General features: G+C 64.9%; 24 protein-coding genes. 12 read left to right on the plus strand and 12 right to left on the minus strand.

Annotated features, from left to right (window positions below):
* Window positions 1-39: 39 nt before the first annotated feature.
* Together QO033_RS03970 and QO033_RS03975 are read right to left on the minus strand one after the other, a co-directional pair.
* A complete protein-coding gene (locus QO033_RS03970; RefSeq protein WP_284479632.1) occupies window positions 40-1,302 on the minus strand; it encodes a SulP family inorganic anion transporter in 1,263 nt (420 codons plus the stop codon).
* Between the two features lie 310 nt (window positions 1,303-1,612).
* Window positions 1,613-2,050, minus strand: coding sequence for a hypothetical protein (locus QO033_RS03975; RefSeq protein WP_284479633.1), 438 nt, complete (start codon window positions 2,048-2,050; stop codon window positions 1,613-1,615).
* Between the two features lie 180 nt (window positions 2,051-2,230).
* On the opposite strand from QO033_RS03975, the gene QO033_RS03980 reads away from it, so the two are divergent.
* Window positions 2,231-2,521, plus strand: a complete 291-nt coding sequence (locus QO033_RS03980; protein ID WP_284479634.1) for a hypothetical protein — start codon at window positions 2,231-2,233, stop codon at window positions 2,519-2,521.
* The gene (locus QO033_RS03985; RefSeq protein WP_284479635.1) at window positions 2,493-3,206 is read left to right on the plus strand and encodes a winged helix-turn-helix domain-containing protein; all 714 of its coding nucleotides are present in this window, start codon (window positions 2,493-2,495) and stop codon (window positions 3,204-3,206) included. The genes QO033_RS03980 and QO033_RS03985 overlap by 29 nt, the downstream gene beginning before the upstream one ends.
* A 130-nt stretch (window positions 3,207-3,336) precedes the next feature.
* On the opposite strand, the gene QO033_RS03990 is transcribed toward QO033_RS03985, so the two are convergent.
* Window positions 3,337-4,209: an MBL fold metallo-hydrolase gene (locus QO033_RS03990; protein WP_284479636.1), complete on the minus strand. Its 873-nt coding sequence runs from the start codon at window positions 4,207-4,209 to the stop codon at window positions 3,337-3,339.
* A gap of 73 nt (window positions 4,210-4,282) precedes the next feature.
* Window positions 4,283-4,930, minus strand: coding sequence for a peroxiredoxin (locus tag QO033_RS03995; RefSeq protein ID WP_284479637.1), 648 nt, complete (start codon window positions 4,928-4,930; stop codon window positions 4,283-4,285).
* Window positions 4,931-5,041: 111 nt separating this feature from the next.
* Here QO033_RS03995 and QO033_RS04000 point away from each other — a divergent pair, with 111 nt between their 5' ends.
* Window positions 5,042-5,953 (plus strand): hydrogen peroxide-inducible genes activator, encoded by a 912-nt coding sequence (locus QO033_RS04000; protein ID WP_284479638.1) that lies wholly within the window; start codon window positions 5,042-5,044, stop codon window positions 5,951-5,953.
* A gap of 16 nt (window positions 5,954-5,969) precedes the next feature.
* On the opposite strand, the gene QO033_RS04005 is transcribed toward QO033_RS04000, so the two are convergent.
* Genes QO033_RS04005 through QO033_RS04015 form a run of 3 tightly spaced genes read right to left on the minus strand, consistent with a single transcriptional unit; the run spans window position 5,970 to window position 8,400 of the window.
* Window positions 5,970-7,193 carry a CaiB/BaiF CoA transferase family protein gene (locus QO033_RS04005; RefSeq protein ID WP_284479639.1) on the minus strand — a complete coding sequence of 408 codons (1,224 nt, stop codon included), beginning with the start codon at window positions 7,191-7,193 and terminating at the stop codon, window positions 5,970-5,972.
* Window positions 7,186-7,611, minus strand: coding sequence for a PaaI family thioesterase (locus tag QO033_RS04010; RefSeq protein WP_284479640.1), 426 nt, complete (start codon window positions 7,609-7,611; stop codon window positions 7,186-7,188). The genes QO033_RS04005 and QO033_RS04010 overlap by 8 nt, the downstream gene beginning before the upstream one ends.
* 3 nt (window positions 7,612-7,614) lie before the next feature.
* On the minus strand, window positions 7,615-8,400 hold the full coding sequence (locus QO033_RS04015; RefSeq protein ID WP_284479641.1) for an IclR family transcriptional regulator: 786 nt from the start codon (window positions 8,398-8,400) through the stop codon (window positions 7,615-7,617).
* A 149-nt stretch (window positions 8,401-8,549) separates the two neighbouring features.
* Between QO033_RS04015 and QO033_RS04020 the strand changes: the two genes are divergently transcribed.
* From QO033_RS04020 to QO033_RS04045, 6 genes are all read left to right on the plus strand, one after another.
* Entirely contained in the window at window positions 8,550-10,109 is a 1,560-nt protein-coding gene (locus QO033_RS04020) for an acyl-CoA synthetase (protein WP_284479642.1), read from the plus strand.
* Window positions 10,110-10,145: 36 nt separating this feature from the next.
* Window positions 10,146-11,282, plus strand: coding sequence for an FAS1-like dehydratase domain-containing protein (locus QO033_RS04025; protein ID WP_284479643.1), 1,137 nt, complete (start codon window positions 10,146-10,148; stop codon window positions 11,280-11,282).
* Between the two features lie 41 nt (window positions 11,283-11,323).
* On the plus strand, window positions 11,324-11,812 hold the full coding sequence (locus tag QO033_RS04030) for a TRAP transporter small permease (RefSeq protein ID WP_284479644.1): 489 nt from the start codon (window positions 11,324-11,326) through the stop codon (window positions 11,810-11,812).
* Window positions 11,813-11,838: 26 nt separating this feature from the next.
* Window positions 11,839-12,840: a TRAP transporter substrate-binding protein gene (locus QO033_RS04035; protein ID WP_284479645.1), complete on the plus strand. Its 1,002-nt coding sequence runs from the start codon at window positions 11,839-11,841 to the stop codon at window positions 12,838-12,840.
* Window positions 12,841-12,913: 73 nt separating this feature from the next.
* Window positions 12,914-14,203, plus strand: a complete 1,290-nt coding sequence (locus QO033_RS04040; protein ID WP_284479646.1) for a TRAP transporter large permease — start codon at window positions 12,914-12,916, stop codon at window positions 14,201-14,203.
* A 79-nt stretch (window positions 14,204-14,282) separates the two neighbouring features.
* Window positions 14,283-14,969: a GntR family transcriptional regulator gene (locus tag QO033_RS04045; RefSeq protein ID WP_284479647.1), complete on the plus strand. Its 687-nt coding sequence runs from the start codon at window positions 14,283-14,285 to the stop codon at window positions 14,967-14,969.
* Here QO033_RS04045 and QO033_RS04050 read toward each other — a convergent pair.
* Genes QO033_RS04050 through QO033_RS04065 form a run of 4 tightly spaced genes read right to left on the minus strand, consistent with a single transcriptional unit; the run spans window position 14,954 to window position 18,400 of the window.
* Window positions 14,954-15,694 carry a sulfite exporter TauE/SafE family protein gene (locus QO033_RS04050; RefSeq protein WP_284479648.1) on the minus strand — a complete coding sequence of 247 codons (741 nt, stop codon included), beginning with the start codon at window positions 15,692-15,694 and terminating at the stop codon, window positions 14,954-14,956. The two genes, QO033_RS04045 and QO033_RS04050, sit on opposite strands and share 16 nt — an antisense overlap.
* Window positions 15,695-15,745: 51 nt before the next feature.
* A complete protein-coding gene (locus tag QO033_RS04055; RefSeq protein WP_284479649.1) occupies window positions 15,746-16,597 on the minus strand; it encodes an ABC transporter permease in 852 nt (283 codons plus the stop codon).
* Window positions 16,590-17,402 carry an ABC transporter ATP-binding protein gene (locus QO033_RS04060; protein WP_284479650.1) on the minus strand — a complete coding sequence of 271 codons (813 nt, stop codon included), beginning with the start codon at window positions 17,400-17,402 and terminating at the stop codon, window positions 16,590-16,592. Before QO033_RS04060 ends, QO033_RS04055 begins: the two co-directional genes overlap by 8 nt.
* The gene (locus QO033_RS04065; RefSeq protein WP_284479651.1) at window positions 17,399-18,400 is read right to left on the minus strand and encodes an ABC transporter substrate-binding protein; all 1,002 of its coding nucleotides are present in this window, start codon (window positions 18,398-18,400) and stop codon (window positions 17,399-17,401) included. The genes QO033_RS04060 and QO033_RS04065 overlap by 4 nt, the downstream gene beginning before the upstream one ends.
* 162 nt (window positions 18,401-18,562) lie before the next feature.
* Between QO033_RS04065 and QO033_RS04070 the strand changes: the two genes are divergently transcribed.
* Entirely contained in the window at window positions 18,563-19,249 is a 687-nt protein-coding gene (locus QO033_RS04070) for a cysteine hydrolase family protein (RefSeq protein WP_284479652.1), read from the plus strand.
* Between the two features lie 105 nt (window positions 19,250-19,354).
* On the opposite strand, the gene QO033_RS04075 is transcribed toward QO033_RS04070, so the two are convergent.
* Window positions 19,355-20,356: a LacI family DNA-binding transcriptional regulator gene (locus QO033_RS04075; protein ID WP_284479653.1), complete on the minus strand. Its 1,002-nt coding sequence runs from the start codon at window positions 20,354-20,356 to the stop codon at window positions 19,355-19,357.
* Window positions 20,357-21,096: 740 nt separating this feature from the next.
* Here QO033_RS04075 and QO033_RS04080 point away from each other — a divergent pair.
* Both QO033_RS04080 and QO033_RS04085 read left to right on the plus strand, forming a co-directional pair.
* Window positions 21,097-22,548, plus strand: a complete 1,452-nt coding sequence (locus tag QO033_RS04080) for a nicotinate phosphoribosyltransferase (protein ID WP_284479654.1) — start codon at window positions 21,097-21,099, stop codon at window positions 22,546-22,548.
* Window positions 22,549-22,697: 149 nt separating this feature from the next.
* Window positions 22,698-23,792 (plus strand): LLM class flavin-dependent oxidoreductase, encoded by a 1,095-nt coding sequence (locus QO033_RS04085; protein WP_284479655.1) that lies wholly within the window; start codon window positions 22,698-22,700, stop codon window positions 23,790-23,792.
* The last annotated feature ends 24 nt before the right edge of the window (window positions 23,793-23,816 follow it).

Below are 23,816 nucleotides of genomic sequence, written 5' to 3' on the forward strand. Positions count from 1 at the left end.
GGCAGCCGGGGCAGCGCAAGGGGGAAGGCAGTCCCAGCCTCAGCGATCCGGCGTATGCCAGTCCGCCGGCGGCACCTCGCGCCGCCGCAGCCGCAGCGCCAGCCCCACCGCGACCCCCACGCCGATGGCCACGGTCAGATCGGTGATCACCGTCAGCACCAGGGTCATCAGCAACAGCACCCGGTCAGAAACCGGTGCCTTCATATAGAGCTTCCACTTGTCGGGCTCGGTCATGTTCCAGGCGGTCAGCATCAGCAACGCCGCCAGCGCCGGCATCGCCAGATATCCCGCCAGCGGCGCCGCCAGCATCATCACGATCAGGATTGTCAACGCATGGACCATGCCGGCCACCGGCGTCTTGCCGCCGGCGCGCACGTTGGTGGCGGTGCGCGCGATCGCCCCGGTCGCCGGCAGCCCGCCGAACAGCGACGACCCGACATTGGCGATGCCCTGGGCCAGAACCTCGGCGTTGGGGCGGTGATGACCGCCGATCATCCGGTCCGCCACCATCGCCGACAGCAGCGATTCGACACCGGCGAGAAAGGCGATCACCGCCGCCGAGGGCAGCAGTTCGATCACCCGGGTATAGGAGACCTCCGGCAGATGCGGAATCGGCAGCCGATCCGGCAGGGCGCCGAAGCGGGAAAAGATGGTGTCCACCGGCAGCACCAGCACGGCGGCCAGCGCCGATCCGATCCCCACCGCGACGATCAGCCCGGGGAACCGCGGAAACAGCCGGCGCAGTGCCACGATGGCCACCATGGTCAGCGCCCCGATGCCGAAGCTCTGCCAGCTCAGCGTATCCCGCGCCGCCCAGAGCGCCGGGAGCTTCTCGATGAAATCGGCCGGTTCATGGGTCAGGGTCAGCCCGAAGAAGTTCGAGATCTGGCCGAAACCGATGATCACCCCGATACCGATGGTGAAGCCATTGATCACCGGTTCCGGCACGAAGGAGATCAGATTGCCGGCCCGCAGCCAGCCGGCCACGATCAGAATCAGCCCCGCCATGAAGGTGGCCAGCACCAGCCCGTCATAGCCATGCTCGGCGATCACCCCGTAGACCACCACGATGAAGGCCCCGGTGGGGCCACCGATCTGCACCCGGCTGCCACCGAAGGCCGAGATCAGGAAGCCCGCCACGATGGCGGTCACCAGCCCGGCCGCGGGTTCGGCGCCGGAGGCGATGGCAATCGCCAGGCTCAGCGGCAGCGCCACCATCGCCACGGTGATCCCGGCCAAGACATCCGCGCCGAGTTCCGGCATCGAATAGGTTTTCAGAGTCGTCAAAATCTTGGGTTTCATTGCACCCGCCCGTCACTGTCCTGTGTCTGATGGGGCAGGGCCCGCCGTCGCCGGCGGCGTCAGGTCCCCTCTGCGGGGCCTGACGGCGGCGAAGCGTCCTACTGTGCGGCATGCTTTTGCGACCCGGGCAAAATGGCGTGGGGTCGGGCGATACCGCTGGGGTCCTGTCCGTGTCTGAATGGGCCCATAGAACGGCATCGGCCGGGCAGTTTCAACTGGCAAGCGACAGAACCCCACGGCAGGCCATGAAAAAGGGGCGGTCCGAAGACCGCCCCCCATGCCCGGATCCGGGACCGACCCCGGGGCCGGATCAGCGCAGATAGGTATGCGTCACGACCCGGTTGGGTTGGTGCCGGTAGACGTTGACCTCCTTGGTGACCTGCTTGCGGACCACCGGGCGGGCGTCGCGGTTGACCGGCTTGATCACCTTCTTGGTGACGTATTTGTTCACATGCCGTTCGACATAGACGTTGCGCTGCGGTTGCACGTAGACCGGGCGCGGCTGGACATAGACCGGACGCGGCGGCGCATAGACGTGGCGCGGCGGCTGCACGATCACCTGGCGATTGATCACCGGCGGATGATCGTTGGCGTTGTCGATGGCGGCACCGATGATGGCCAGAGCCGCGAGGCCGGCGAAGATTTTGGCGGCATCCGACCCGTCAGCGCGAGCCGGAGCGGCGCTGGCACCGGTCAATGCGACGGCGACGGCGAGACCCGAGATCAGGGCGATGAACTTGCGATGCATGTCGTGTTCCTTTCTGCATGGGGGCCGGGCAGGTTCCAGTTCAGGCCGCGACCGTTCGATGCAACCAACCTCGCCCCGATGGCGCCAGACAGGCAATAACGGCCCCTTGTTATCGGATATCAAAGCCGCCAAAGCCCTGTTGTTATTGAATAACCGGGGCCGCCGCGTCAGGATGACCGCATGAGACACATGATGATCATTCTCGCACTGATCGCCGTCGCCGGGGGCGCCCTGCCCGCCGCCGCGGCGGAGTGCTACGCCGATTACAAGGCGAAGCGGGACAACCCGTTGAAGCTGCATTACGGGGTGATGCAGCTGCAGCAGGGCTGCGACCGCCAGTCCGCCCGCGCCGAGGTGGCCGGGCGGCTGCAACGCAACGGATGGACACTGCTGAACGTGGTGTCGGTCTTCGGGCCCGAGGGGCTGGAGGGAAGGAAGGCGAATGCAGGACGTTTCTACCTCAGGTTCTGAACCGCGCCGCGGCTCCGGCCTGCCGGGCGGCCGCGTGGTGATCTTCGGCATCGCCGCCATCGTGCTGATTCTGGTCGCCGCCGGGGTGCTGCTGCTTCTGACCCTGCCCGACGCCAATGCCTTCAATGCGCGGGTCGAACGGCTGTTCATCGAAAACGACCTGACCACTGGCGCGGAGATCAAGCTGCTGGAGATCCTGGCGCAGTCGGGCACCGCCTTTTCCGACACGCTGTCGAGCTATCGGATGGTGATCTTCGTTCTGCTGGTCTTCGCCACCGCGATGATGGTGGCGGCGCTGGTGTTTCTGGTGCTGCTGGCCGGGCTGAACCGCCGCATGGCACAGATCGAGCGCGCCGGCATCCAGGTGAATTCGCTGCTGATCAGCCGGGAAGAGAACACCGTCTATCTCAACAACATGGATTTCAAGCTGACCGCCGCGGCGATGGAGACGCTGGCGGTGCTGGCCGAAGCGCGGCTGGACGACGAGGTTCTCTCGGGCGTCGAGATCGAGGCGATGATCACCGGCCGCGATGCCACCGATTGCGAGGAAGCCGCCGGTGCCACCCGGATCAAGCGGCTGCGCGATACCCTCGGCAACCAGATGGTGAGCGAACTGCTGGTCAAGACCATCGCCCGACGCGGCTATATGCTGGCGATCGAAAAGGACGTGATCCGGATGGTGTGAGCCCCCCGCCTGGGGCGGGCGCCCCTGGCCGGCGTCGCGCGCCCCTGGTCGGCGGCCCGCGCAGATCCCTGCCGGCGGAGCCACCGGCGGGGATATTTGCGGCCAGAAAGGACCGGGGCACGCGCACCTTTCAGCGCGGCTCGAAATAATCGAGCGGGATCCGGAGATAGGAGCGCCCGTTGTCTTCCGGCGCCGGTTTGCGACCGCCGCGGATGTTGATCTGCAGTGCCGCCAGCATCAGCTTCGGCAGCGGCAAGGTGGCATCGCGGGCATCGCGCACGGCGCGATACTGCGCCTCGTCCGGGGCGTCTTTCAGATGGATATTGCCGGCCCTATGTTCTGCCACCGTCGCCACGCAGTCGGCGGCGCGACCGGGGGCGTAATCGTGGCCGACGAACAGCCGGGTGTCATCGGGCAGCGCCAGAATCGCCTGGATCGAAGCATAGAGCGCACTGGAGGAGCCGCCGGGGAAATCGGCCCGGCTGGTGCCGCTGTCGGGCATCATCAGCGTGTCATGCACGAAGGCGGCATCGCCCGCCACATAGGTGATCGAGGCCAGGGTATGACCGGGGCTGAACATCACCCGGACCGGGATCTCGCCCACCATGAACTCCTCGCCATCGTAGAACAGCTTGTCCCATTGGCGGCCATCGGTGGGGAAATCGTCGGGCAAGTTGTAGATCTCCTTCCACAGCGCCTGCACTTCGGTCACGTGATCGCCGATGGCGGTCGGCGCGCCGAGCCGTTCGCTGAGCCAGGGCGCGGCGGAGAAGTGATCCGCATGCGGATGGGTGTCGAGGATCCAGGTCACCTCGATCCCGGTGGCGCGGACATAATCCAGGATCTGCTGCGCGCTGGTCATGCGGATGGCGCCGGCATTGGCATCGTAGTTCATCACCGGATCCACGATGGCGCCCTGCATCGTCGCGGGGTCGTGGAACACATATTGCCAGCTGCCGGTGGGCTCGTCCCAGAAGGGTTTCACAACGGGTGAATGGGTCATCGGATATCCTCCGGTCATCGGGGTGTGGCCCGGCGCGCAACGCGCCGGACCTGGTTGCAGGACTGTCGCGGGCTCAGAGCGCGCGGGTCGAGAAGTACCAGTCCACCGTATTGTAGCCTTCGCCGCCACGGGCGACAGCGGCCTCGGGGGTGCTGGGCGGAGGCACGATGACCTGATCGCCGGGTTTCCAGTTTTCCGGCATCGCGCATTTGTTCTCATCAGCGGTCTGCAGCGCCACCAACAGGCGGTGAATCTCGTCGACCGAGCGGCCGGCGTTCATCGGATAGTAGACCATCGCGCGCAGCACGCCCTCAGGGTCGATGATGAAGGTCGCCCGCACCGCGGCAGTGTCCGAGGCGCCGGGCTGAATCATGCCATAGGCCTGAGCCACTTTCATGTTCAGGTCGGCGATGATCGGGAATTTGATCTCCACCCCGAATTTCTCCTTGATATTCAGCATCCAGGCAATGTGGCTGTGGACGCTGTCGATCGACAGGCCGAGCAGCGCGGTGTTCATCGCCGCGAAGTCGTCCTGGCGCTTGGCGAACCCGATGAACTCGGTGGTGCAGACCGGGGTGAAATCCGCCGGGTGCGAGAACAGGATCAGCCATTTGCCCTTGTAGTCGGCGTTGGTCTTGCGGCCGTCGGTCGTCGGCGCGTCGAAGGCCGGGGCGGCCTCGTTCAGCCGGGGCATCTGCGGGGTTTGAGGTGCGTCGGTCATTGCTGTGTCTCCGTCTTTGCGTTTCGATGAGACAGAGATAGCCGGCACCGTCACATTCGTGAAATTGATTATAACTCTTTCTTTTATAGAGATTATCTATATAATAGCCGCATGATCACCCTGCGACAGCTCCGCTTTCTCACCGCGCTCGCCGAAGAGCTGAACTTCTCCCGCGCCGCGGAGGTCTGTTTCGTCACCCAGCCGACGCTCAGCGCCGGGCTGAAGGAGCTGGAACAGATGCTGGGGGTGCAGCTGGCCGAGCGCAGCAAACGGTCCGTCCTGCTGACCCCGATCGGAGAGGAGATCGCGACGCGCGCGCGGGCAGTGCTGCTGGCCGCGCATGAGATCGAGGATCTGGCCGCCGCCCACAAGGCGCCGGAAGAGGGCGATCTGCGGCTGGGGGCGATTCCCACCATCGGCCCCTTCCTGATCCCCAAGGCGCTGCCGCACATCCGCGCCGCCTTTCCCAAACTGCGGCTGTTCCTGCGCGAGGAGAAGACCGATTCGCTGCTGGAGGGGCTGGCCAGCGGCCGGCTCGATGTGGTGCTGATGGCGCGGCCCTTCGAAATCGGCACGGCGGAGTTCACCCCGCTGTTCGACGACGGCTATCACCTGGCGACGCCGCCGGGCTGGGGCCGGGCCGGCGGCGCCCCGGTGGATGGCGGCGCGCTGGAAGGCGCCCGGCTGCTGCTGCTGGAACAGGGCCATTGCCTGCAGCGCCATGCGCTGCGCGCCTTCCCCGACCGGGACATCCAGCAGGACGAAAGCTTTTCCGCGACCAGCCTGCCGACGCTGATTTCCATGGTCAGCGAGGGGCTGGGCATCACGCTGCTGCCCGATCTGGCGATCGACGCCGGGGTGCTGTCCGGCCAGCAGGTGGATATCGCGCCGCTGACCGGCGCCTGCCCACGCCATGTGATCCTGGCCTGGCGGTCGACCTCTGCCCGCAAGCCGGTGTTCCAGGCGCTGGCCGATATCCTGCGCCAGACCCGGACCGGCCTGCTTCCTGCCGCGCCGGGCTGATCCCCGGCGTCCCGGATCACCCGCCGCCGCCGACGATCGCGCGGGCCTGCAGGTCCCGCAGCTCCGCCTCGGAATAGCCCAGAGCCTCACGCAGGACATCTCCGGTATCCGCGCCCAGCCGCGCCGGAGCGGTCGCCGGTGCCGGCCCCGCGCCATCGAACAGAATCGGCCCGCGCACCAGACGCAGCGTGCCGATCTCGGGGTGCGTGACCTCTTCGATCAGCCCGTGCGCGGCGACATGGTCCTGTTCCAGCGCCTCTCCAATCGACAGGATTGGCGCGTTGGGCACATCGAAGGCGGTTAGACGGTCCAGCCAATAGGCGGTGCTGTCCCGGATCATGCGGGCGTGAATGATCGGCTCCAGCTGATCACGATTGGCCAGCCGCGCCTCGTACCGGGCAAAGCGCGGGTCCGCGATCAGCTCCTCATGATCTAGGCAGCAGGCGAAATTGTGCCAGAAGCGTTCGGTCAGGCAGGCAACGATCACATGTCCGTCCGCGGTGGGAAAAGACCCGTAGGGGACGATGCTGGGGTGCTGGCTGCCAACCGGTTTCGGGCTTTCGCCGGTGACGAAATAGATCTGCGACAGGTAGCCCTGCAGCGCGATCAGACTGTCGAGCATGGCGACCTCGACATGCTGCCCCTGCCCGGTGACATGACGTTCGTGCAGCGCCGCCAGAACCCCGAACAGCGAAAAGATGCTGCCAGCCAGATCGCCCAGCGGCAGCCCCAGCTTGGTCGGCGCCTGACCGGGTTCGCAATTCACGCTCATCACCCCCGACAGCGCCTGCGCGACGATGTCGAAGGCCGGCTTGTCGCCATGCGGGCTGTTGCGGCCGAAACCGGTGATCGAACAATACACCAGCGCGGGATTGTCCGCCCTGAGCCGGTCATATCCCAGCCCCAGGCGGTCCATCACCCCGGGCCGGAAATTTTCCAGCACGATATCGCTCTGCGCGGCGAGACGGCGGGCGATTTCGACCCCTTCCGGCGACTTGAGGTTGAGCGAAACGCTTTTCTTGGAGCGGTTCAGGGCAATGTAATAATGGCTCATATCACCGACGAAGGGCGGAAAACCGCGGGTTTCATCGCCTTTTTCGACCGACTCGATCTTGGTCACCTCGGCGCCGAGATCGGCGAGCACCATCGAGGCATAGGGCCCCGACAGGATGCGTGAGAAATCCAGCACCCGGATCCCGGCAAGCGGCCTGGCGGCGCGATTGGCTGTGGTCTCAGACATCCCCGGCCGCCTTTCCCGCGATCTTCATCACCGCCGTCGCCAGAGCCACCAGCCGCGCACCGTCAGAGATCTCGGCATCGAGAAACATCATCCCGCCGGTGCGATGCCGCAACCGGGCACGGGCCGTCAGCCTCACTCCCGGCTGCGCCGGAGCGACGAAGCGGGTGTCCATCTGCACCGTGACCGTCGGCGCGCGATCCGCCGTGTGCCAGGCCACCATCGCAACCGTCTGATCCAGCAGGCTGGCAATCACGCCGCCATGCACCTGCCCTAGAACATTGGCATGCGCACCGGTAGTGTCCAGCGCGTAGACGAAGTCCCCCTCAACGTCGCGCGCGGCTTTCACCGGACCAAGCCCATCCATGAAAGCCCCCGCCTGCAGCGGCTTCCATGTGATCTCCTCCCTCGGGTGTGTCAAAATCTAACTCCCTGTTTCGATTTGCATATTCTCGATCTCATCGCGCAGGCTAATCAGCGCGCGCGCCAGCCTGGGAACCTCTCCCTCTCCCAGCCGCTCGGTGATACCGATCGCCACCAGCGAGCGGATCATCTCTCCGCCCGCGTTGAAGATCGGCACCGCCACCACCGTGACCCCGGAAATATAGCAGCCCTGATCGACAGCATAGCCGCGCCCGCGTGCCTCATCGACCTCGCTGCACCAGTCCTCGAAACTGGGCGGGTGATCCCAGACCAGCCTGGCGAATTCCTCCGACAGCGCTGCGGTATCGAGACCGCTGAAAGCGGCGAACAGCCGTCCGGTGGCGGAAATCAGCGACGGGAACCGCGACCCGAGCTCAACCTGCAGCTGGAACGGCAGGTTCGATTGCGACAGCGCCACCACCACCATCTGGCCCGGGCCGGAGAGCTGGGTGGCGATCGCGGTGACCCCGAACCGCGCCGACAGATCGGTCAGCATCGGCTGGATCAGGGCCGAGAAGGCGTTCTTCTGCAGCGCCGCCCGGGCCAGCGGCAGGATACCGATTCCAATCGAATAGCGCTTGGTCCGCGAATCGAAATCGACCATGCCCTCGTCCTGCAGCACCCGCAGGATGTGCAGACAGGTCGACGGCACCAGCCCCAGTTCGCGGGCCATCGGATTGACCCCGACCGGCTCGGGGGTCCGCGCCAAAAACCTCAGTATTGCAAGGGCTCTCGTCACTGCGGGCACCTGTCGCTTTGCGGTCTGCCTGGTGTCGTTCTCGGCCATCGCGGTCCTCTTTGCTTTCCACTAATCATTGTATATATACAATAATTATAGCGTATTGACAATAACTTATCTGCCTCCTTACCGTTGTCAACGTGCCGGACGGTCGCTGTGACAGCGCATGCCGGCCAGGAACGGGAGGAAAACGGAAGATGGCGCGACTGACGGATTACACGTCCTATGCGGATGCCCAGAGGCACTTCACCAAAGCGGCGCTGTGGGAGCTTTTCGACGGGACGCGGGACCGGTTCAACATCGCCCATGAATGCGTCGACCGTCACGTTGAGGGCGATCGGGTGGCGCTGCGGATCGCCCATGCCGATGGTCGCGACGAGATCATCAGCTTCGCTGAACTGTCGCGCCGGTCGGCGCAGATCGCGCATTTCCTTCGCGCCCGGGGGGTGGAAAAGGGCGACCGCGTCGCGGTGATGATCGACCCCTCGCTGCCGTTCTACGCCACCCTCTTCGGGGCGATGAAAGCCGGCGCCGTCGCGGTGCCGATGTTCACCCTCTTCGGGCCGGACGGTATCCGCCTGCGGGTTGGCGACTGCGATCCGCAGATCTTCTTCACCAGCGCCGACAAGGCGCCCGAGGCCGAGGCCGGCGGCGCCAGAAACGTGATCGTCGCCGACCAGGCGTTCCTCGACGGGCTGAACGACCTGCCAGACAGCTTCGACTGGGACAGCCGTGGCGACGATCTGGCGGTGCTGCAATACACCTCCGGCACCACCCGGCTGCTGCCCGCCGCGGTGCATCATTCGCATCGCTCCATCGTCACCCTGATGGTCGCCGCGCTCTATGCCACCGGCATCCGCCCGGGCGACCGGTTCTTCTGCCCGTCCTCCCCGGCCTGGGGCCACGGTCTGTGGCACGGCACGCTGGCGCCGTTGGCCATGGGCGTGTCGACCGGCACGTTCTCCGGCAAATTCGATGCGGTGCGGCTGCTGAAGGCGCTGCAGGATTTCCGGATCACCAACCTGACCGCCGCCGCCACGCATTACCGGATGATGCGCAATTCCGGCGCCGCCGAGCACTACAGCTATTGCTTCGACAAGCTTTCCTTCACCGGTGAGCCGATCGACAGCGAAACCGCCGCCTATGTCGAACGGATCTTCGGCACCAAGGTGCGCTCGATGTACGGCACCACCGAAATCGGCGTGATCATCGCCAACTACCCCGGCGCCGACGATCTGGAGGTCCGCGACGGCGCCATGGGCAAGGCGGTGCCGGGAGTCGAGGTCGAGGTGCAGCGCGACGACGGCAGTCGCTGCGACCCCGGCGAGACCGGCGAGTTGATGGTGAAGAAATCCGGCACCTGGTTTCCGACCAAGGATCTGGGCCGGGTCGACGCGGATGGGTATTTCTATCACGGTGGCCGGGCCGACGATGTCATCATCTCGGCCGGCTGGACCATCGGCGCGGTCGAGGTCGAAGACGCCGTCCTCAGCCATCCGGCGGTGGCCGAATGCGGCGTGATCGGCACCCCCGACAGCCTGCGCGGCCAGGTCGTCAAAGCCTATATCATTCTCAAGACGGAAGAGACGCCGGACCTGAAGCAGAGCATTCAGGACCATGTGCGCGCCAGGCTCGCCCGTCACGAATACCCCCGCCAGATCGAATTCGTCACCGAGCTGCCGAAAACCCCGGCCGGCAAGGTGAACCGCAAAATCCTGCGCGACCAACAGGCCGCAAAGCTCGCCTCGGCCGGCTGAGCGACCCGGCGCAGTCATCTTTCAAGGAGGAACAAGATGAACGACATGACCCGGAAATTTCCGAAAATCACCGAGGAGGGGCTGGACGCGCTGCGCGAACGCATCGGCGTCAAGATCGAACGGACCGTCGAGCCCTGGTGCTATGAGGCGACGCGCGACAACATCCGCCACTACGCCCATGGCATCGGCGACGACAACCCGCTGTGGTGCGACCCCGACTACGCCAAGGGCACCAGATACGGCGACGTGATCGCACTGCCCAGCTTCCTGTTCGCGACCAGCCGGATCATCTCGGGCTATGTCGGCGGCCTGCCCGGCGTCCATGCCATGTGGTCCGGCGCCAACTGGAGCTGGCACAAGGTCATCCCGCGCAATACCGAGTTCCGTACCGAGGCCTATCTGAAGGATCTGATCACCCACGAGACCCGCTTTGCCGGCAAGGCGGTCCAGCAGATCTATCACGTCGATTTCTACGACGCCAAGACCGGCGATCTGCTGGCCGATGCCGACAGCTGGTGCTTCCGCACCGACCGCGACGCCGCGCGCGAGAACGGCACCAAATACACCGAGGCCAAGGCCAAGGGGCGCCGCGTCTACACTCAGGAAGAGCTGGACGCTTACTACAAGTATTACGAGCAGGAGCAGATCCGCGGCGCTGAGACCCGCTACTGGGACGATGTGACCGAGGGCGAAGAGTTGCCCACCATGGTCAAGGGACCGATGACCGCCACCGGCTTCATCGCCTATGCCCAGGGCTGGGGCGGGCTTTACATCCGGGCCAACAAGCTGGCCTGGCAGCTGCAGCAGAAACACCCCAGCGCCGGGATCAAGAACCGTTTCGGCATTCCCGACTGCCCCGAACGGGTCCACTGGGAAGAGGAATTCGCGCTCGAAGTCGGGGCGCCGGGCGCCTATGACTATGGTCCTGAGCGGACCTCGTGGCTGACCCACCAGATCACCAACTGGATGGGCGACGACGGCTTCCTGCGTCAGGCCAAATGCCAGGTACGCCGGCACAATCCGGAAGGGGACATCATCCTGATCCACGGCACCGTGACCCGCAAGTTCGAGGAAGACGGTCGCTATCTGCTGGAAATCCACCAGCGTGCCGAACAGCAGGATGGCGAAACCTCTGCCATCGGATCCGCCATCGTCGAGCTTCCCAAACGCTGAAGGGAACCGGCGCGTCAACCCACTGGGAGGAGAGGTTGAACGTGTTTGGAACGATCTTGGAGAAAATCGAGGACACCCTGCACCTGCTGGGGTGCCTCGGCCTGATTGTCGTCGTCGTCCTGATCAACGCGGATATTCTGCTGCGGCTCAGCATCAGCCTGCCGGTGCAGTTCCAGTTCGAGCTGACCGAGCTCTATCTGATGCCCGCCTTGGCCACGCTGTCGCTGTCGCGGGTGTTCCGCGTCGGCGGTCATCTGGCGCTCGACTTCATGCCCGATCACCTTCCCGGCCTTCTCGGCGTCATCGTCGGCAAACTGCGGCTGTTGCTGCCCGCTGCCTTCTTCGGTGCCGTCACCTGGATGTCGGGCAAATTCGCGCTGCATGCCTTTACGCATGGGGACGTCGAATACGGGGTGATCGACTGGCCGCTCGGGTGGGCCTACGCCATCGTGCCTCTGGGGTGCGGTGTTCTGGTCCTGCGGCTGCTCTTCGATGCCCTGAAACAGGGGGCGCCGGAGCCGACCCGCTGAAATTCTGTCTGGGAGGAGACCGAAGAATGAAACTTGCAAAGAAAGCGATTGCCACTGCGGCAACGGCCCTGACCCTGGCTGCGGCCGCGGTGCAGGCGGAGACCCTGAGCCTCGGGGATTTCCAGTCGACCAGCCATATCGTGTCGCTGGAGGGCACCACGAAATGGATGGCGGCGGTGGAAGAGGCCACCGGGGGCAAGATCACGTTCCACCATTTCCCGTCGCAGCAGGCGGCGAAATCCAAGGCGCAGCTCGACGCGGTGAATAATGGCATCCTCGACGCGGCGCTGCTCGGCGCACTCTATCACGCCGAAACGCTGCCGCTGAATTCGGTGGTCGGGCTGCCGGGCTATTACAGCTCCGCGGTGCAGGGCACCGAGGCCATTCAGGAGATGCTCAAGGCCGGCCCGCTGCGGGACGAGCTGCTGGCTGCCGGCGTGACGCCGATCTTCGGCTTCGTGCTGCCACCCTACCAAGTGCTGGCCAAGACACATCTGGGCATGCCGGCCGACTGGAAGGCACTGGACGTGCGCACCTCCGGGGCGACCCAGGCGATGACCGCCCGCAGCCTCGGCGCGGTGGGGATCTCGATCCCCGGGCCGGAGGTCTATACCGCCGTCGAGCGCGGTCGGCTCGATGCGGTGCTGTTCCCGCTGGCCTCGGTCCCCGGCTACAAGCTGAACGAGGTGGTCAGCCATATCTCGACCAACGGCTCCTTCGGTGGCTACAGCTTCGTGATGGTGGTGCGCAGCGATCTCTTCGACGGGCTCGATACCGATGTGCGCGAGAAGATGGTCAGCCTGGGCGCCGAAACGGCGCGGCATGTCGCCAAGGCGCAGGACGACAGCGTCGCCACGCTGATCGAGCAGTGGAAAGCCGAGGGCATCGACACCTACAGCTTCAGCGCGGCAGAGCTGGAAAGCCTGCGCAGCGCCATGGCACCGGTGACCGCAGACTGGGTGACCCGCATGGGCGGAGACAAGGCGAAACAGGTTCTGGAGCGCTACAGCGCCCTGACCAGCCAGTAAACCCGCCCCTGTCCCCGGAACCCCGGGCGGTCGGTCGCATGCGGCCGGCTGCCCGCCAGGAAACCTGTGCCCTATGCTGTCATTCTTCGCCATACTCGCCCTGCTGGCCCTGTTCATGGCCATGCGCATGCCGATTGCCTTCGCGATGGGGCTGGCCGGCTTCGTCGGACTGGCCGCCCAGCTCGGGCTGCGCCCCGCGCTGGCGGTACTGGAACGCACCTTCTATGATTCCTCCTCCTCCTTCATCCTGGTTGCGATCCCGCTCTTCATCCTGATGGCGGAGGTCCTGACCGCCGGCGATGTGACCCGGCGGGCGATCTCCGCCTGCCAGGCATGGATCGGCCATGTCAAAGGCGGCCTGGCCATGGCCACTGTCGGCGCCTCTGTCATTCTGGCCGCACTGGTCGGCAGTTCCACCGCCTCCACCGCAGCGATGGCCGCCTCCGCCTTTCCACAGATGCGCAGCCATTCCTATTCCCAGCGGCTGGCAGCGGCGGTGGTCTCGGTCGGCGGCACGTTAGCCGTGGTGGTGCCGCCCTCCATCGTGCTGGTGGTCTATGGCGTGCTGACCGAAACCTCGATCGGCAAGCTCTTCATCGCCGGCATCCTGCCCGGGCTGCTGACCGCGACCGGGCTGGCGGTGGTGATCAAGCTGATCGCACACACCACGGATCAGGCCCCCAAGGGCGATCCGTTCGTATTCCGGCACGCGGTGAAATCCAGCCGCCACGTGTTGCCGATGGTGGCGCTGATGGCGCTGGTGATCGGCGCCATCTACGGCGGCATCGCCTCGCCCTCCGAAGCCGCCGCGCTGGGGGTCATGGGCTCCGTCCTCATCGTGCTGGCGCAGCGCAGCCTGAGCTTTGCCGATTTCAACCGCAGCGTCTCCGGCGCCATCCGCGCCACCGTGATGATCGTCGCCATCGTCGCCTGTTCGGCGATCTTCTCCAACTACCTGGCCTTTACCCGCATCACCCATGCACTGCTGGAATTCGTCGCCAGCACCGAGATGTCGCGGACCACGATCATGGCGATCATCATCGTCACGCTGCTGATCATGGGCATGTTTATGGATCAGCTGGCGATCCTGTCCCTGGCGATGCCGCTGGCCTTTCCCACTGCCATGGCGCTGGATTTCGATCCGGTCTGGTTCGGCATCGTCGTCACCAAGACGGTGGAGATCGGCCTGCTCACCCCCCCACTGGGCCTGAACGCCTATGTCGCGGCGGCACAGACCGGTGTGCCGCTGGGCAAGATCTTCCGCGGCCTGCTGCCATTCCTGGCGATGGAGCTCGTCGTACTGCTGCTATTGCTGTTCCTGCCGCAGATCACCCTCTGGTTGCCGGGCCTGATGCTGCAATAACGCGCCGGGATCGTCCCGCTTGAACCACGACGCCCGTACATTGTATACGAAAGGCAACAGACGATCCCGGAGCGTTAGAATGAAAAAACCCCAATCCTCGCGCCCGCTCGGGGCGGCGCATACGGCGCTCTTTCACCAGATTTACGAGGCGCTGCGCGACCGCATCCAGAGCGGAGAGCTGCGCCCCGGCGACCGGCTGGTGGAGGACCGGCTGGCCGAGGATTTCGGCGTGTCCCGCAACCCCGTGCGCGAAGCGATCCGGATGCTCAGCGCCGACGGGCTGATCGAGGTCAACGCCCGGCGCGGCGTCTATATCGCGGTGCCCGATCCGGTGAAAATTCAGGAACTGGTCGAAATCCGCGCCGTGCTGGAAGGCCACAATGCCCGGCTGGCCGCGCGGCGGGGCAACCCCAAGCTGCTGGCGGCGGCCGGACGTATCCTCGAACGCGGACAGGCCGCACTGATCGCCGAGAAGACGGAGTCGCTCACCCGGCTGAACGACGAATTTCACAGCGCCCTGGCGCGGGCGTCGGAAAATGAGAGCCTGAGCGAGATGCTTGGATCGATGCGGCTGCGGTCGTCTCTCGGCTTCGCGATGAGCGATCCGGTGGTGCAGGCACAGTCCTGGCAGGAACACGCCGGCATCCTGCAGGCGATCCTCGATGGCGATGAGGACACCGCCGAGGCCCTGTCGCGCAGCCATGTGCTGAAGGCCGGCGACAGGGCGAAGGAGCGAGCTGAAACCGCCGCTCAGGCCGCGAGCTGACGCAGCAACAGGATTGCGGCGCTGGCCGCAGCAATCCCCAGCACGATCAGGCGCATGTGGCGGGCCGGCAGGTGGTGGCGCAGCCGCCCGGAGGCCGCGAACCCCAGAAACAGCGGTGCCAGCATCGCCAGCCCCAGACCGATTTCATGCGACCCGAAGCGGCCGACCGCCGCCAGCGCCGCGATGGAGATCACCGTGCCGACGGCCAGGAACCCGCCGATCGAGGCGCGCAGTTGCGCCGGCGGCACCGATTGATAAACCAGCGCGATCGGCGGCAGCCCGACCGAGGTCAGGGTGCCCATGAAGCCCGACAGGGTGCCCGCGATCAGCAGGTTCAGCCGGGTCGGTCGCAGTGGCAGTTTCAGCAGGCTTGCCCCCACCGCCAGCAGGATTACCAGCGCGAAGGTGATCGCCAGCGCCCGCAGCGGCAGCACCCCGATCAGCAGCGCCGCCGGGACCGAGGCCAGCAGTCGCCCGGTCAACGCATAGCCCAGCCCCGACATGTCCAGCGCCGAGCGTTCCCGGAAAACCGACATCACCGCGATCACGCAGGAAATCATCAGCAAGGGCCCCGGCACCAGCTCGGGTGCGAAAAGCGCCAGCAGCGGCGAGGCGACCATGCCGAGCCCGACTCCGCTGAGACCCTGAAGAAACGCGCCGGCGAACACCACCAAGGCAATCAGATGCCATTGCTGGGCCAGCATCTGCTCGAAGTGCGATACCATAGTCTGTCTTTCCATATTGAATGTGGCTGCCCCGCCGCCGGCGGGACAGTCTTAGCGGATCAGCCAGGTCTCGGCCTTCTGCACCGCGAGATAAATCGCGACCGACATCAGGCTGAGGATCACGATCGCGGCCATCACCATGTCCATGCGGAAGATCTGGCTGCCATAGACGATCAGATAGCCCAGCCCGGCCTTGGAAGCCTGGAATTCGCCGACGATCACCCCGACGAGGCTGAGCCCGACATTGGCCTTGAGCGTCGCCATGAAGGTATGGACATTGCCCGGCAGCACCACCTTGGTCAGGATCTGGCGCTTGCCCGCCCCGAGAGTGCGCGCCAGCTTGATCTTGTTCGGGTCGGTCTGGCTGAACCCGGTGTAAAGCATCAGGATGGTGATGAAGAGCGCCACCGCAATCGCCACCGCATAGATCGAGCCCTGCGGCCCCAGCCAGATGTAGAAGATTGGCACCAGCGCGATCTTGGGCAGCGCATTGCCCACCACCAGGAAGGGATCGAGGATCTTTTCCAGCATCGGCGACAGCCACAGGCAGATCGCCACCACCGTGCCCAGAATCATCGCTACAGCGAAGCTGATCATGACCTCCAGCAGGGTAACGCCGATATGCAGCCCGAGGTTGCCCTGCGCCAGCAGTTCCAGGAACCCTTCCCAGACTGCCGAGGGGTAGCTGGTGAGCATTGGGTTCACCAGCCCGGCGCGCGGCGCGACCTCCCACAGCGCGAGAAAGGCGATCAGGATCAGCGCCCGCCCCACCTGCACCTGGCGCCGGTTGCGGGACTGTCTGTCGATCCAGTTCTGATAAGCCACGCTGGGGCCTGCGATAGAGCCCGTACCTGGGTCTGTGGGGGTACCGGGCGTCGCGGTGGCGGGAGCGGTCTCAGTCATGGTTTTCCATCTCCGTCCAGATCGTGTGGTAATATTCGCGGAACTCGGCAGCTTCCCGCGCCGCCATGCTGCCCGGACGGGTCGGCCCGGCGCTGGGAAACGTGATCTCGTGAATGCTCTTCAGCCGGCCGGGCCGGGGGCTCAGCACCACCACCCGATCGGCGAGCGCGATCGCCTCGGGGATGTCGTGGGTGACCAGTATCGCGGTCTTGCCTTCGCGCCGGATGATCTCGCCGATCTCTTCGGCAATCGACAGCCGGGTCTGGAAATCCAGCGCCGAAAACGGCTCGTCCAGCAGAAGGATATCGGGCTCCATGCACATGGTCCGCCCCAGCGCCGCGCGCTGCCGCATGCCGCCCGACAACTGCCCCGGCTTGTGATGCAGGAACTGGCCCAGCCCGTAGCTGGTCAGGATCCGCTCGGCGCGGGCGCGCGCCGCCGCCAGATCCATGCCGCGGATCTCCGGCCCCAGCAGCGCGTTTTCCAGAATCGTGCGCCATTCGAACAGGGTGTCCTGCTGCAGCATGAATCCCACCTGCGGCGACGGCCCCCTGACCGGCTTGCCGTCGATCAGCACCTGGCCGCTGGTCGGATGCATCAGCCCGCTGAGCAGCGACAGCAACGTGGACTTGCCGCAACCCGACTGCCCAACGATGGAGACGAACTCTCCCGGACGGACGGAAAAGCTCATGTCCTTGACCGCATGGGTTTCCCCCTCATCCGAGAAGTAATGCAGGTTCACCTTGCGGAATTCGACCTTGGGCGGCACCTCGCGGTGCCGCCCGGGCATCTGTTCTGCGCTCATTCGGCGGCCTCGAAGAACTGGGGATCGACGACGCGCTCATAGGGCACCTCGCTGCCCGCCGGCATCAGGCCGTTGCCGACCAGCAGCGCCTGCAGCGCGGCCACCGCCTCCGGCGTGACGGCGGGCGTGGTCTTCCACACCCCGGCCTCGCGATGGCGCTCGACGGTTTGCGCCAGTTCCTCCGCGCTCACCCCCGGGAAATAGCCCGATAGCGAGGCCGCGACCTCTGCCGCCGGGGCAGTGTCGATCCAGACCTCCGCCTTGGCAATGGCACGGGCAAAGCCGCCGACGATCTCGGGATACTCGGCGATATAGCTCTGGCGCGCGATAAAGACGGTATAGTCAATGTCGCCCACCGCCTGACCCACGTTGGTCTGGGCATAAAGGCCGCCGGCCTCCAGCTTGGTCACGTCGGGTTCAAAGAACGTGCCGTAATCGGCGACGCCCGACATGAAGGCACCGACCCGGGCGGGAATCGCGACATTGGTGATGATCTCGACATCCTTGTCAGGGTCGAGCCCGGCCTTGCCCAGCGCCTCCCGCAGGAACAGCGCCGGAGAGGAACCCTCGCGCCAGCCGAGGATCTTTTTCCCCTTCAGCGATGCCCAGTCGAACGGCGCCTGCGCCGGAGCGCGACCGACGAGAAACGACCCATCCGTCGCGGTGAGCCCGGCGAAGATACGGATTTTCTCCGGCGATTTGCCGGTTTCCACATAGATCGTGGTCTCCGGCCCGGCCAGCGCGATATCGACGGAACCGCCCAGCAACGCCGCGGTCACCTTGTCGCTGCCCTGCCCGGCGACGAGGTCGAAGGCGATGCCCTCCTCCTCGAAATAGCCGCGGTCGAGCGCGACATAGAGCGGCGAATAGAAGAGCGAATGGATCACCTCCATGAAGGAGATCTTGGTCACTTCCTTGGCCTGCGCAAATGCCGGAGCCATCCCGAGGGTGGCGACAGCCAGACCGGCGGCAAGTGTCAGCCGACGCGTGAGTTTCATCTGATTTTCCCTGTTGCAAGCTACTACGAAACGGTTGCAAAGGCGTCGCTAAAGGGTGCAATCTTTGTATACAATAGACAAAAAGAAAGTTTGCCGCGCGCGCTGCGGACTTCCTTTCCAAACGCCCTAAAATCGGGCACAACCGCCCTCAGGAGACCGAAAATGAGCCAAATCCACCCTTTCGAAATGCCGACCTGGGCCCGGGACCGCATCCTCGCGCGCCAGGGCTGCCCGCTGGTGTTCCAGGACCGGCCTGCGTCCTCGACCGCGCTGGTGGTGGTGGACATGCAGAACTACTTTCTCGACCCGGCCAGCGGCGCCTCGGTGCCCAATGCGCGGGCAATCGTGCCGAATATCAACCGGCTGGCCCGGGCGCTGCGCGCGGCCGGCGGCCGGGTGGTCTGGATCCGCACGCTCTTCACCGAGGAGGCGCTGGAGACGATCCCGCATTTCCACCGCGAACTGCTGACGCCCGACCGGTTCGAAACCCGCTGCGCCGCACTCGACCGGGACGCGGAAGGCTCGAAGCTCTGGCCCGCGCTCGATGTTCAGCCCGAAGACATGATCGTGGAAAAGACCCGCTACAGCGGCATGATTCCCGGCGCCGGCGACATGGAAGACCAGCTGCGCGCGGCCGGCATCGACACGCTGTTGGTGACCGGCACCATGACCAACGCCTGCTGCGAGTCGACCGCCCGGGACGCGATGATGCGCAATTTCCGCACCACCATGGTGCATGACGGCTGCGCCTCGATCCGCGACGACGAACACGCTTTTGCCCTGATCCACTTCGCCCTGTTCTTCGGCGACGTGACGGATACGGACGAACTGGTCCAGCGCTTCAGCTGATCCGCATCAAGGGCGCGGCCGCGACAACGCCGCGCCCGGACAGATCGACCCGGACAGGACATGATGCCCCCGGCAGAAGATGCGCTCAGATAGCGGAGCCCCCCCTCAGCCGGCGGAGATCGGCCCTGTCGATTCACGAATTTTCAAAGTGACCGGCGCTGGCGGCGGAGAGACCGGCTCAGCACCATCCACGAGACCGAGCAGCAGCTTGACCGCCTCCATGCCCAGTTCCCGCGCGGGCTGCCGCACCGTGGTAAGGCGCGGCGTGAGAAGGGAGGCGATCGGCAGATCGTCAAACCCGACGACCGAGACATCCTCGGGCACCCGCAGCCCGGCCCGGCGGCAATAGGACAAGGCGCCGATCGCCATCTGGTCGTTCGCACAGATCAGCGCGGTCGGCCGCTCCTCAGCAGAACAGCTCAGCGCCGTCTCGGCCAGCCGCTCCCCCGACGCCATCTGATAATCGCCGATGAAGAGGGGAACGGCATCGGGATCCAGTCCCGCGGCGGCGATGGCCTCGCGATATCCGGACAGGCGTTGCTCAGCCGTCCACAGCTCCTGTGGGCCGCTGAGTATCGCCAGGCGTTCGTGACCGAGAGAGGTGAGATGCGCCGCGATCTCCCGCGCGCCCCGACGGTTGTGCGACACCACGCAGGGCAGGCTGAAGCCCGGCAGCTTCTCGTCAACCAGAACGACGGGGCCAACCTGGGTCAGCTCCACCAGAGATTCCATCCGCGTGTTGGCCCCGGAGAGATAGATGAGCCCGTCGAGGCGCTGACTGCGCAGCAGCCGGCTGTTCCAGGATTCGCCGTCTCCGGTCGCCTCCGGCGTGCAGAAGACCACCAGGACGTCCTTTTCCGCCGCCGCCTGCTCCACCCCTTCGGCGATCATCGCGAAATACTGGTTCACGAGGTCGGGGATGACCAGGCCGATGGTCGCCACGCTGCGGCGCTTGAGATTGCGGGCGGATTCATTCGGCGTATAGCCTAGGGCGCGAACGGCCTCCAGGACCCGCGCCCGCCGGTCCGCCGCGACGGGCCCGCTGTCATTGAGAACATAGCTGACCGTACTGAGCGAGACCTCCGCCCGTTCGGCGACATCCTTCATCGTAGGCCTGCGCGCGGACATCTTGCCGGCGCGCTTTCCCTGAGACCCGGCCTTCGATTTCGGCATAATCCACTCCGCTCACCGCCCCGATGGACAGTGAATATTCATTCCAACATTCAGTGCAGTCTGTCCTGCGCCCGCACAGCCCTCACAAGATGCTGCGATATAACCGCTTCTAGACTATCACCACCATCCCAGGCGCAACAGTCCGATGTTGGCAGGAGGACGCGGGCTCCACAAGCTTTCAGGAAGGTATCCCGGCGCACCCCCATCCTCGCACAGGCGTCGGGCGGTGGCCGGGCGGATGAGTTTTACCGGGCAGAGCAGTTTGGGCCCGCATGAAGTAGAATCGATTCGATACCTGAATCACCCAGCCAAGCTGGCGGCATCCAGACCCCGATCCGGCAGGCCGCCCGAACACCGGCAAGGCGCTGCCGCCTTCACAGGCACAAAACAAGAAGATTCGGTGATAATTCGAGCGAAAACCGAACCACAGAGCAACCACGGCCCATCCAGCACCGCAACTTCCTCGAACATATGTTGACAGGTTCGATTTCCTGTTGTTACGGTCCAAAAGTGGAAACGGTTCTATAACAAGAAATGAGAGATAATAGACTGAAAAAGCGCAAAAACACGCATGGCGCGAATTTCATCATAGAATCGTTAATATTCCGCCGATGAGCAGCATGGCCACCGGCAGGACAACACCAATAAGCGACCAGCAGAGAGAAAGGTTAACAATGTCCCTAGGCGAACAGTTCGACAACATCATCATCAACACGGACAACTACAAACACAGCCACTACCCGCTCTACCCCGCGGGGACGGAGTATGTGTCCTCCTACATCGAATCCCGCGGCGGCGAATTCCCGGTGACCATGTTCGTCGGCCTGCAGGCGTTTCTCCGCGATTACCTCATGCGTCCGGTGACGCTGGAGGATGTCGATGCGGCGGAATACCTGATGCGCGAGCAGGGCATGCACTTCAACCGCGAGAACTGGATGGGGATCATCAACGATCATGGCGGCTATCTGCCGGTCGAGATCGAGGCCGTCGCCGAGGGCACCGTGCTGCCCACCAACAACGTGCTGGTGCAGACCATCAACACCGATCCGAAATACTATTGGGCGACCAGCTTCTTCGAAACCGCCCTGCTGCGCGCCGTGTGGTATCCGACCACCATCGGCACGCTGAGCTGGATGTGCAAACAGGTGATCCGCACCGCGCTGGAACGGACCTCCGACAATGAGGGCGCCCTGCGGTTCATGCTGCATGACTACGGCGCCCGCGGCGTCAGCTCGCAGCAATCGGCGGCTCTGGGTGGCATGGCGCATCTGGTCAACTTCAACCAGAGCGACACCACGCCGGGCATCCTCGCCGCCAAGCGCTGGTACAACGCCGTGGCCCCCTCCAACTCCGGCCCGAACTCCGAACACGCCAGCTTCACCGCCTGGGGCCGCGACAACGAGGTCGACGCGATCCGCAACATGCTCGAAGTCTACCGCGATCATGGCGTGGCACTGGTTCTGACCGACACCTACGATCACGAGAACTGCGTCAAGAACATCCTCGGCGGTGAGCTGAAGGAGATGGTGCAGAACTTCCCCGGTCTGGTCGGCGCCCGCCCCGACTCGGGCGATGTCGTTCAGGTGACCTCGGACACCACCGAATGGCTGATGGAGGCCTTCGGCTATGAGGTGAACAGCAAGGGCTTCAAGATCCTGCCGCCGTTCATCCGCGTGGTGCAGGGCGATGGCGTCACCGGCGAGAGCCTGCGCCGCGTCTATATCGAGATGGAGCGCCGTGGCCTGGCCGCCGACAACGCGGTTTTCGGCATGGGTGGCGGCCTGCTGCAACACGTCGACCGCGACACCAACCGTTTCGCCCAGAAGGCCAACGCGGTCTGCGTCAACGGCGAGTGGCGCGACATCGCCAAGAGCCCGACAGGCACCGGTTACAAGGCTTCGAAGGCCGGGCGGCTCGCCCTGATCCTTGAGGACGGCGAATACAAGACCGTGCCGCGCGCCTCGGTGAGCCCGGAGCAGAACCTGCTCAAGCCGGTCTTCCGCAATGGCAAGCTGCTCAAGAAATGGGACTTCGCGGAGCTGATCGCGGCCAGCGAAACCCCGGTGCCGCAAAGCTGGTACGAAAGCTGGATCGCACCGATGCTTGAGGCCGCTCCCGCCGCCTAAACGGGTACCAGCAAACCCTGCGGGTCCCGGAGCATCATGCAAAGCGTGCCCCGGGACCCTCCGATATCTCCATTGCTCCGGCCAGTGAGGGCCGGAGCGCCTCACCACATCTGTTTTGACCGACAGCAAACACAATCAGGGAGCACACCATGGGAATGAAGTTTTGGGTGACGGCGCCGTTCTTTTATCCGGACATGAGCCGGCCTTGGTCCGAGGTCCTCGACAGCATGCTCAGGATCGTCGACGCCGCCGAAGAATACGGTTTCGAAGGCATCACCATCAACGAGAACCAGTTCCAGAACTACGTGTGCAACCCCTCTGCCATGATGTTCGCAGCGGTGGCCGCCCAGCGGACCAAGCGGCTCCGCATCGTTCCGGGCGTTGTGGTTCTGCCCGCCTACAACCCGCTTCTCGTCGCGTCCGAGATGAGCATGCTGGACCATCTCGCCCCCGGCCGGATCGGCATCGGCGTCGCCCGCGGTGGCAGCCGCCTGCAGCTCGACCGTCTCGGCGTGAAACCCGAAAACCAGCGGGCGATGTACGAGGAAGGCCTTGAGATCGTTCGCCGGATTTTCGTCGAGGACGATATGGCCTTCGATGGCGAGTTCTACTCCTTCCCGCCGACCACCCTCGTTCCGAAACCGCTCACCAAGCCGCATCCCGACATCTGGGTCGCGTCGCAGAGCATCGCCGGCGTCCGTCGGGTCGCGCAGCAGGGGCTGAACCTGATCACCGCGCCCAACTACGGCAACTTCGAGCCCTACGGCGATCTCGAAGAACTGCTCGCGAGCTACAATGACGAGGCCGAGAAAAGCGGCAGTCCGCGCGGCGAGGTCATGGTGCTCCGCCACACCTGGCTGGGCCATACCGAGGAAGAGGCGCTCGAGTATTTCGACGACGTGGTGAACGAGTACAATTATTACATGGCGCTGGTGAAGGGGCCCGGCACCGTCGACACCAAGGAAGGGCGCCTGGCCACCCGCGACGTCGGCGAGAGCCGCGATTACGTGCATGGCGGCAAGATGACGCCCGAAAACCACAGCTTCTCCAGGGAGAACCTGCTGGAGAAATACGCCGACCCGATCCTGACCACCCCGGACAAGATGATCGCGCGCTTCAAGCACTACGAAAAGCTCGGTGTCGATCACATGGCCTGCCTGATCGCCGTGGGCATGCCCACCGACGCCATCGTCAAGAACATGAAGATGATGTCCGAAGAGGTCTTCCCCGCCTTCACCGACTAGGCCGGGCCACCGGCCAAGACGTCA

Origin of the sequence: Pseudodonghicola flavimaris (assembly GCF_030164425.1) — a bacterium.
In the GTDB taxonomy this organism is placed as follows: domain Bacteria; phylum Pseudomonadota; class Alphaproteobacteria; order Rhodobacterales; family Rhodobacteraceae; genus Pseudodonghicola; species Pseudodonghicola flavimaris.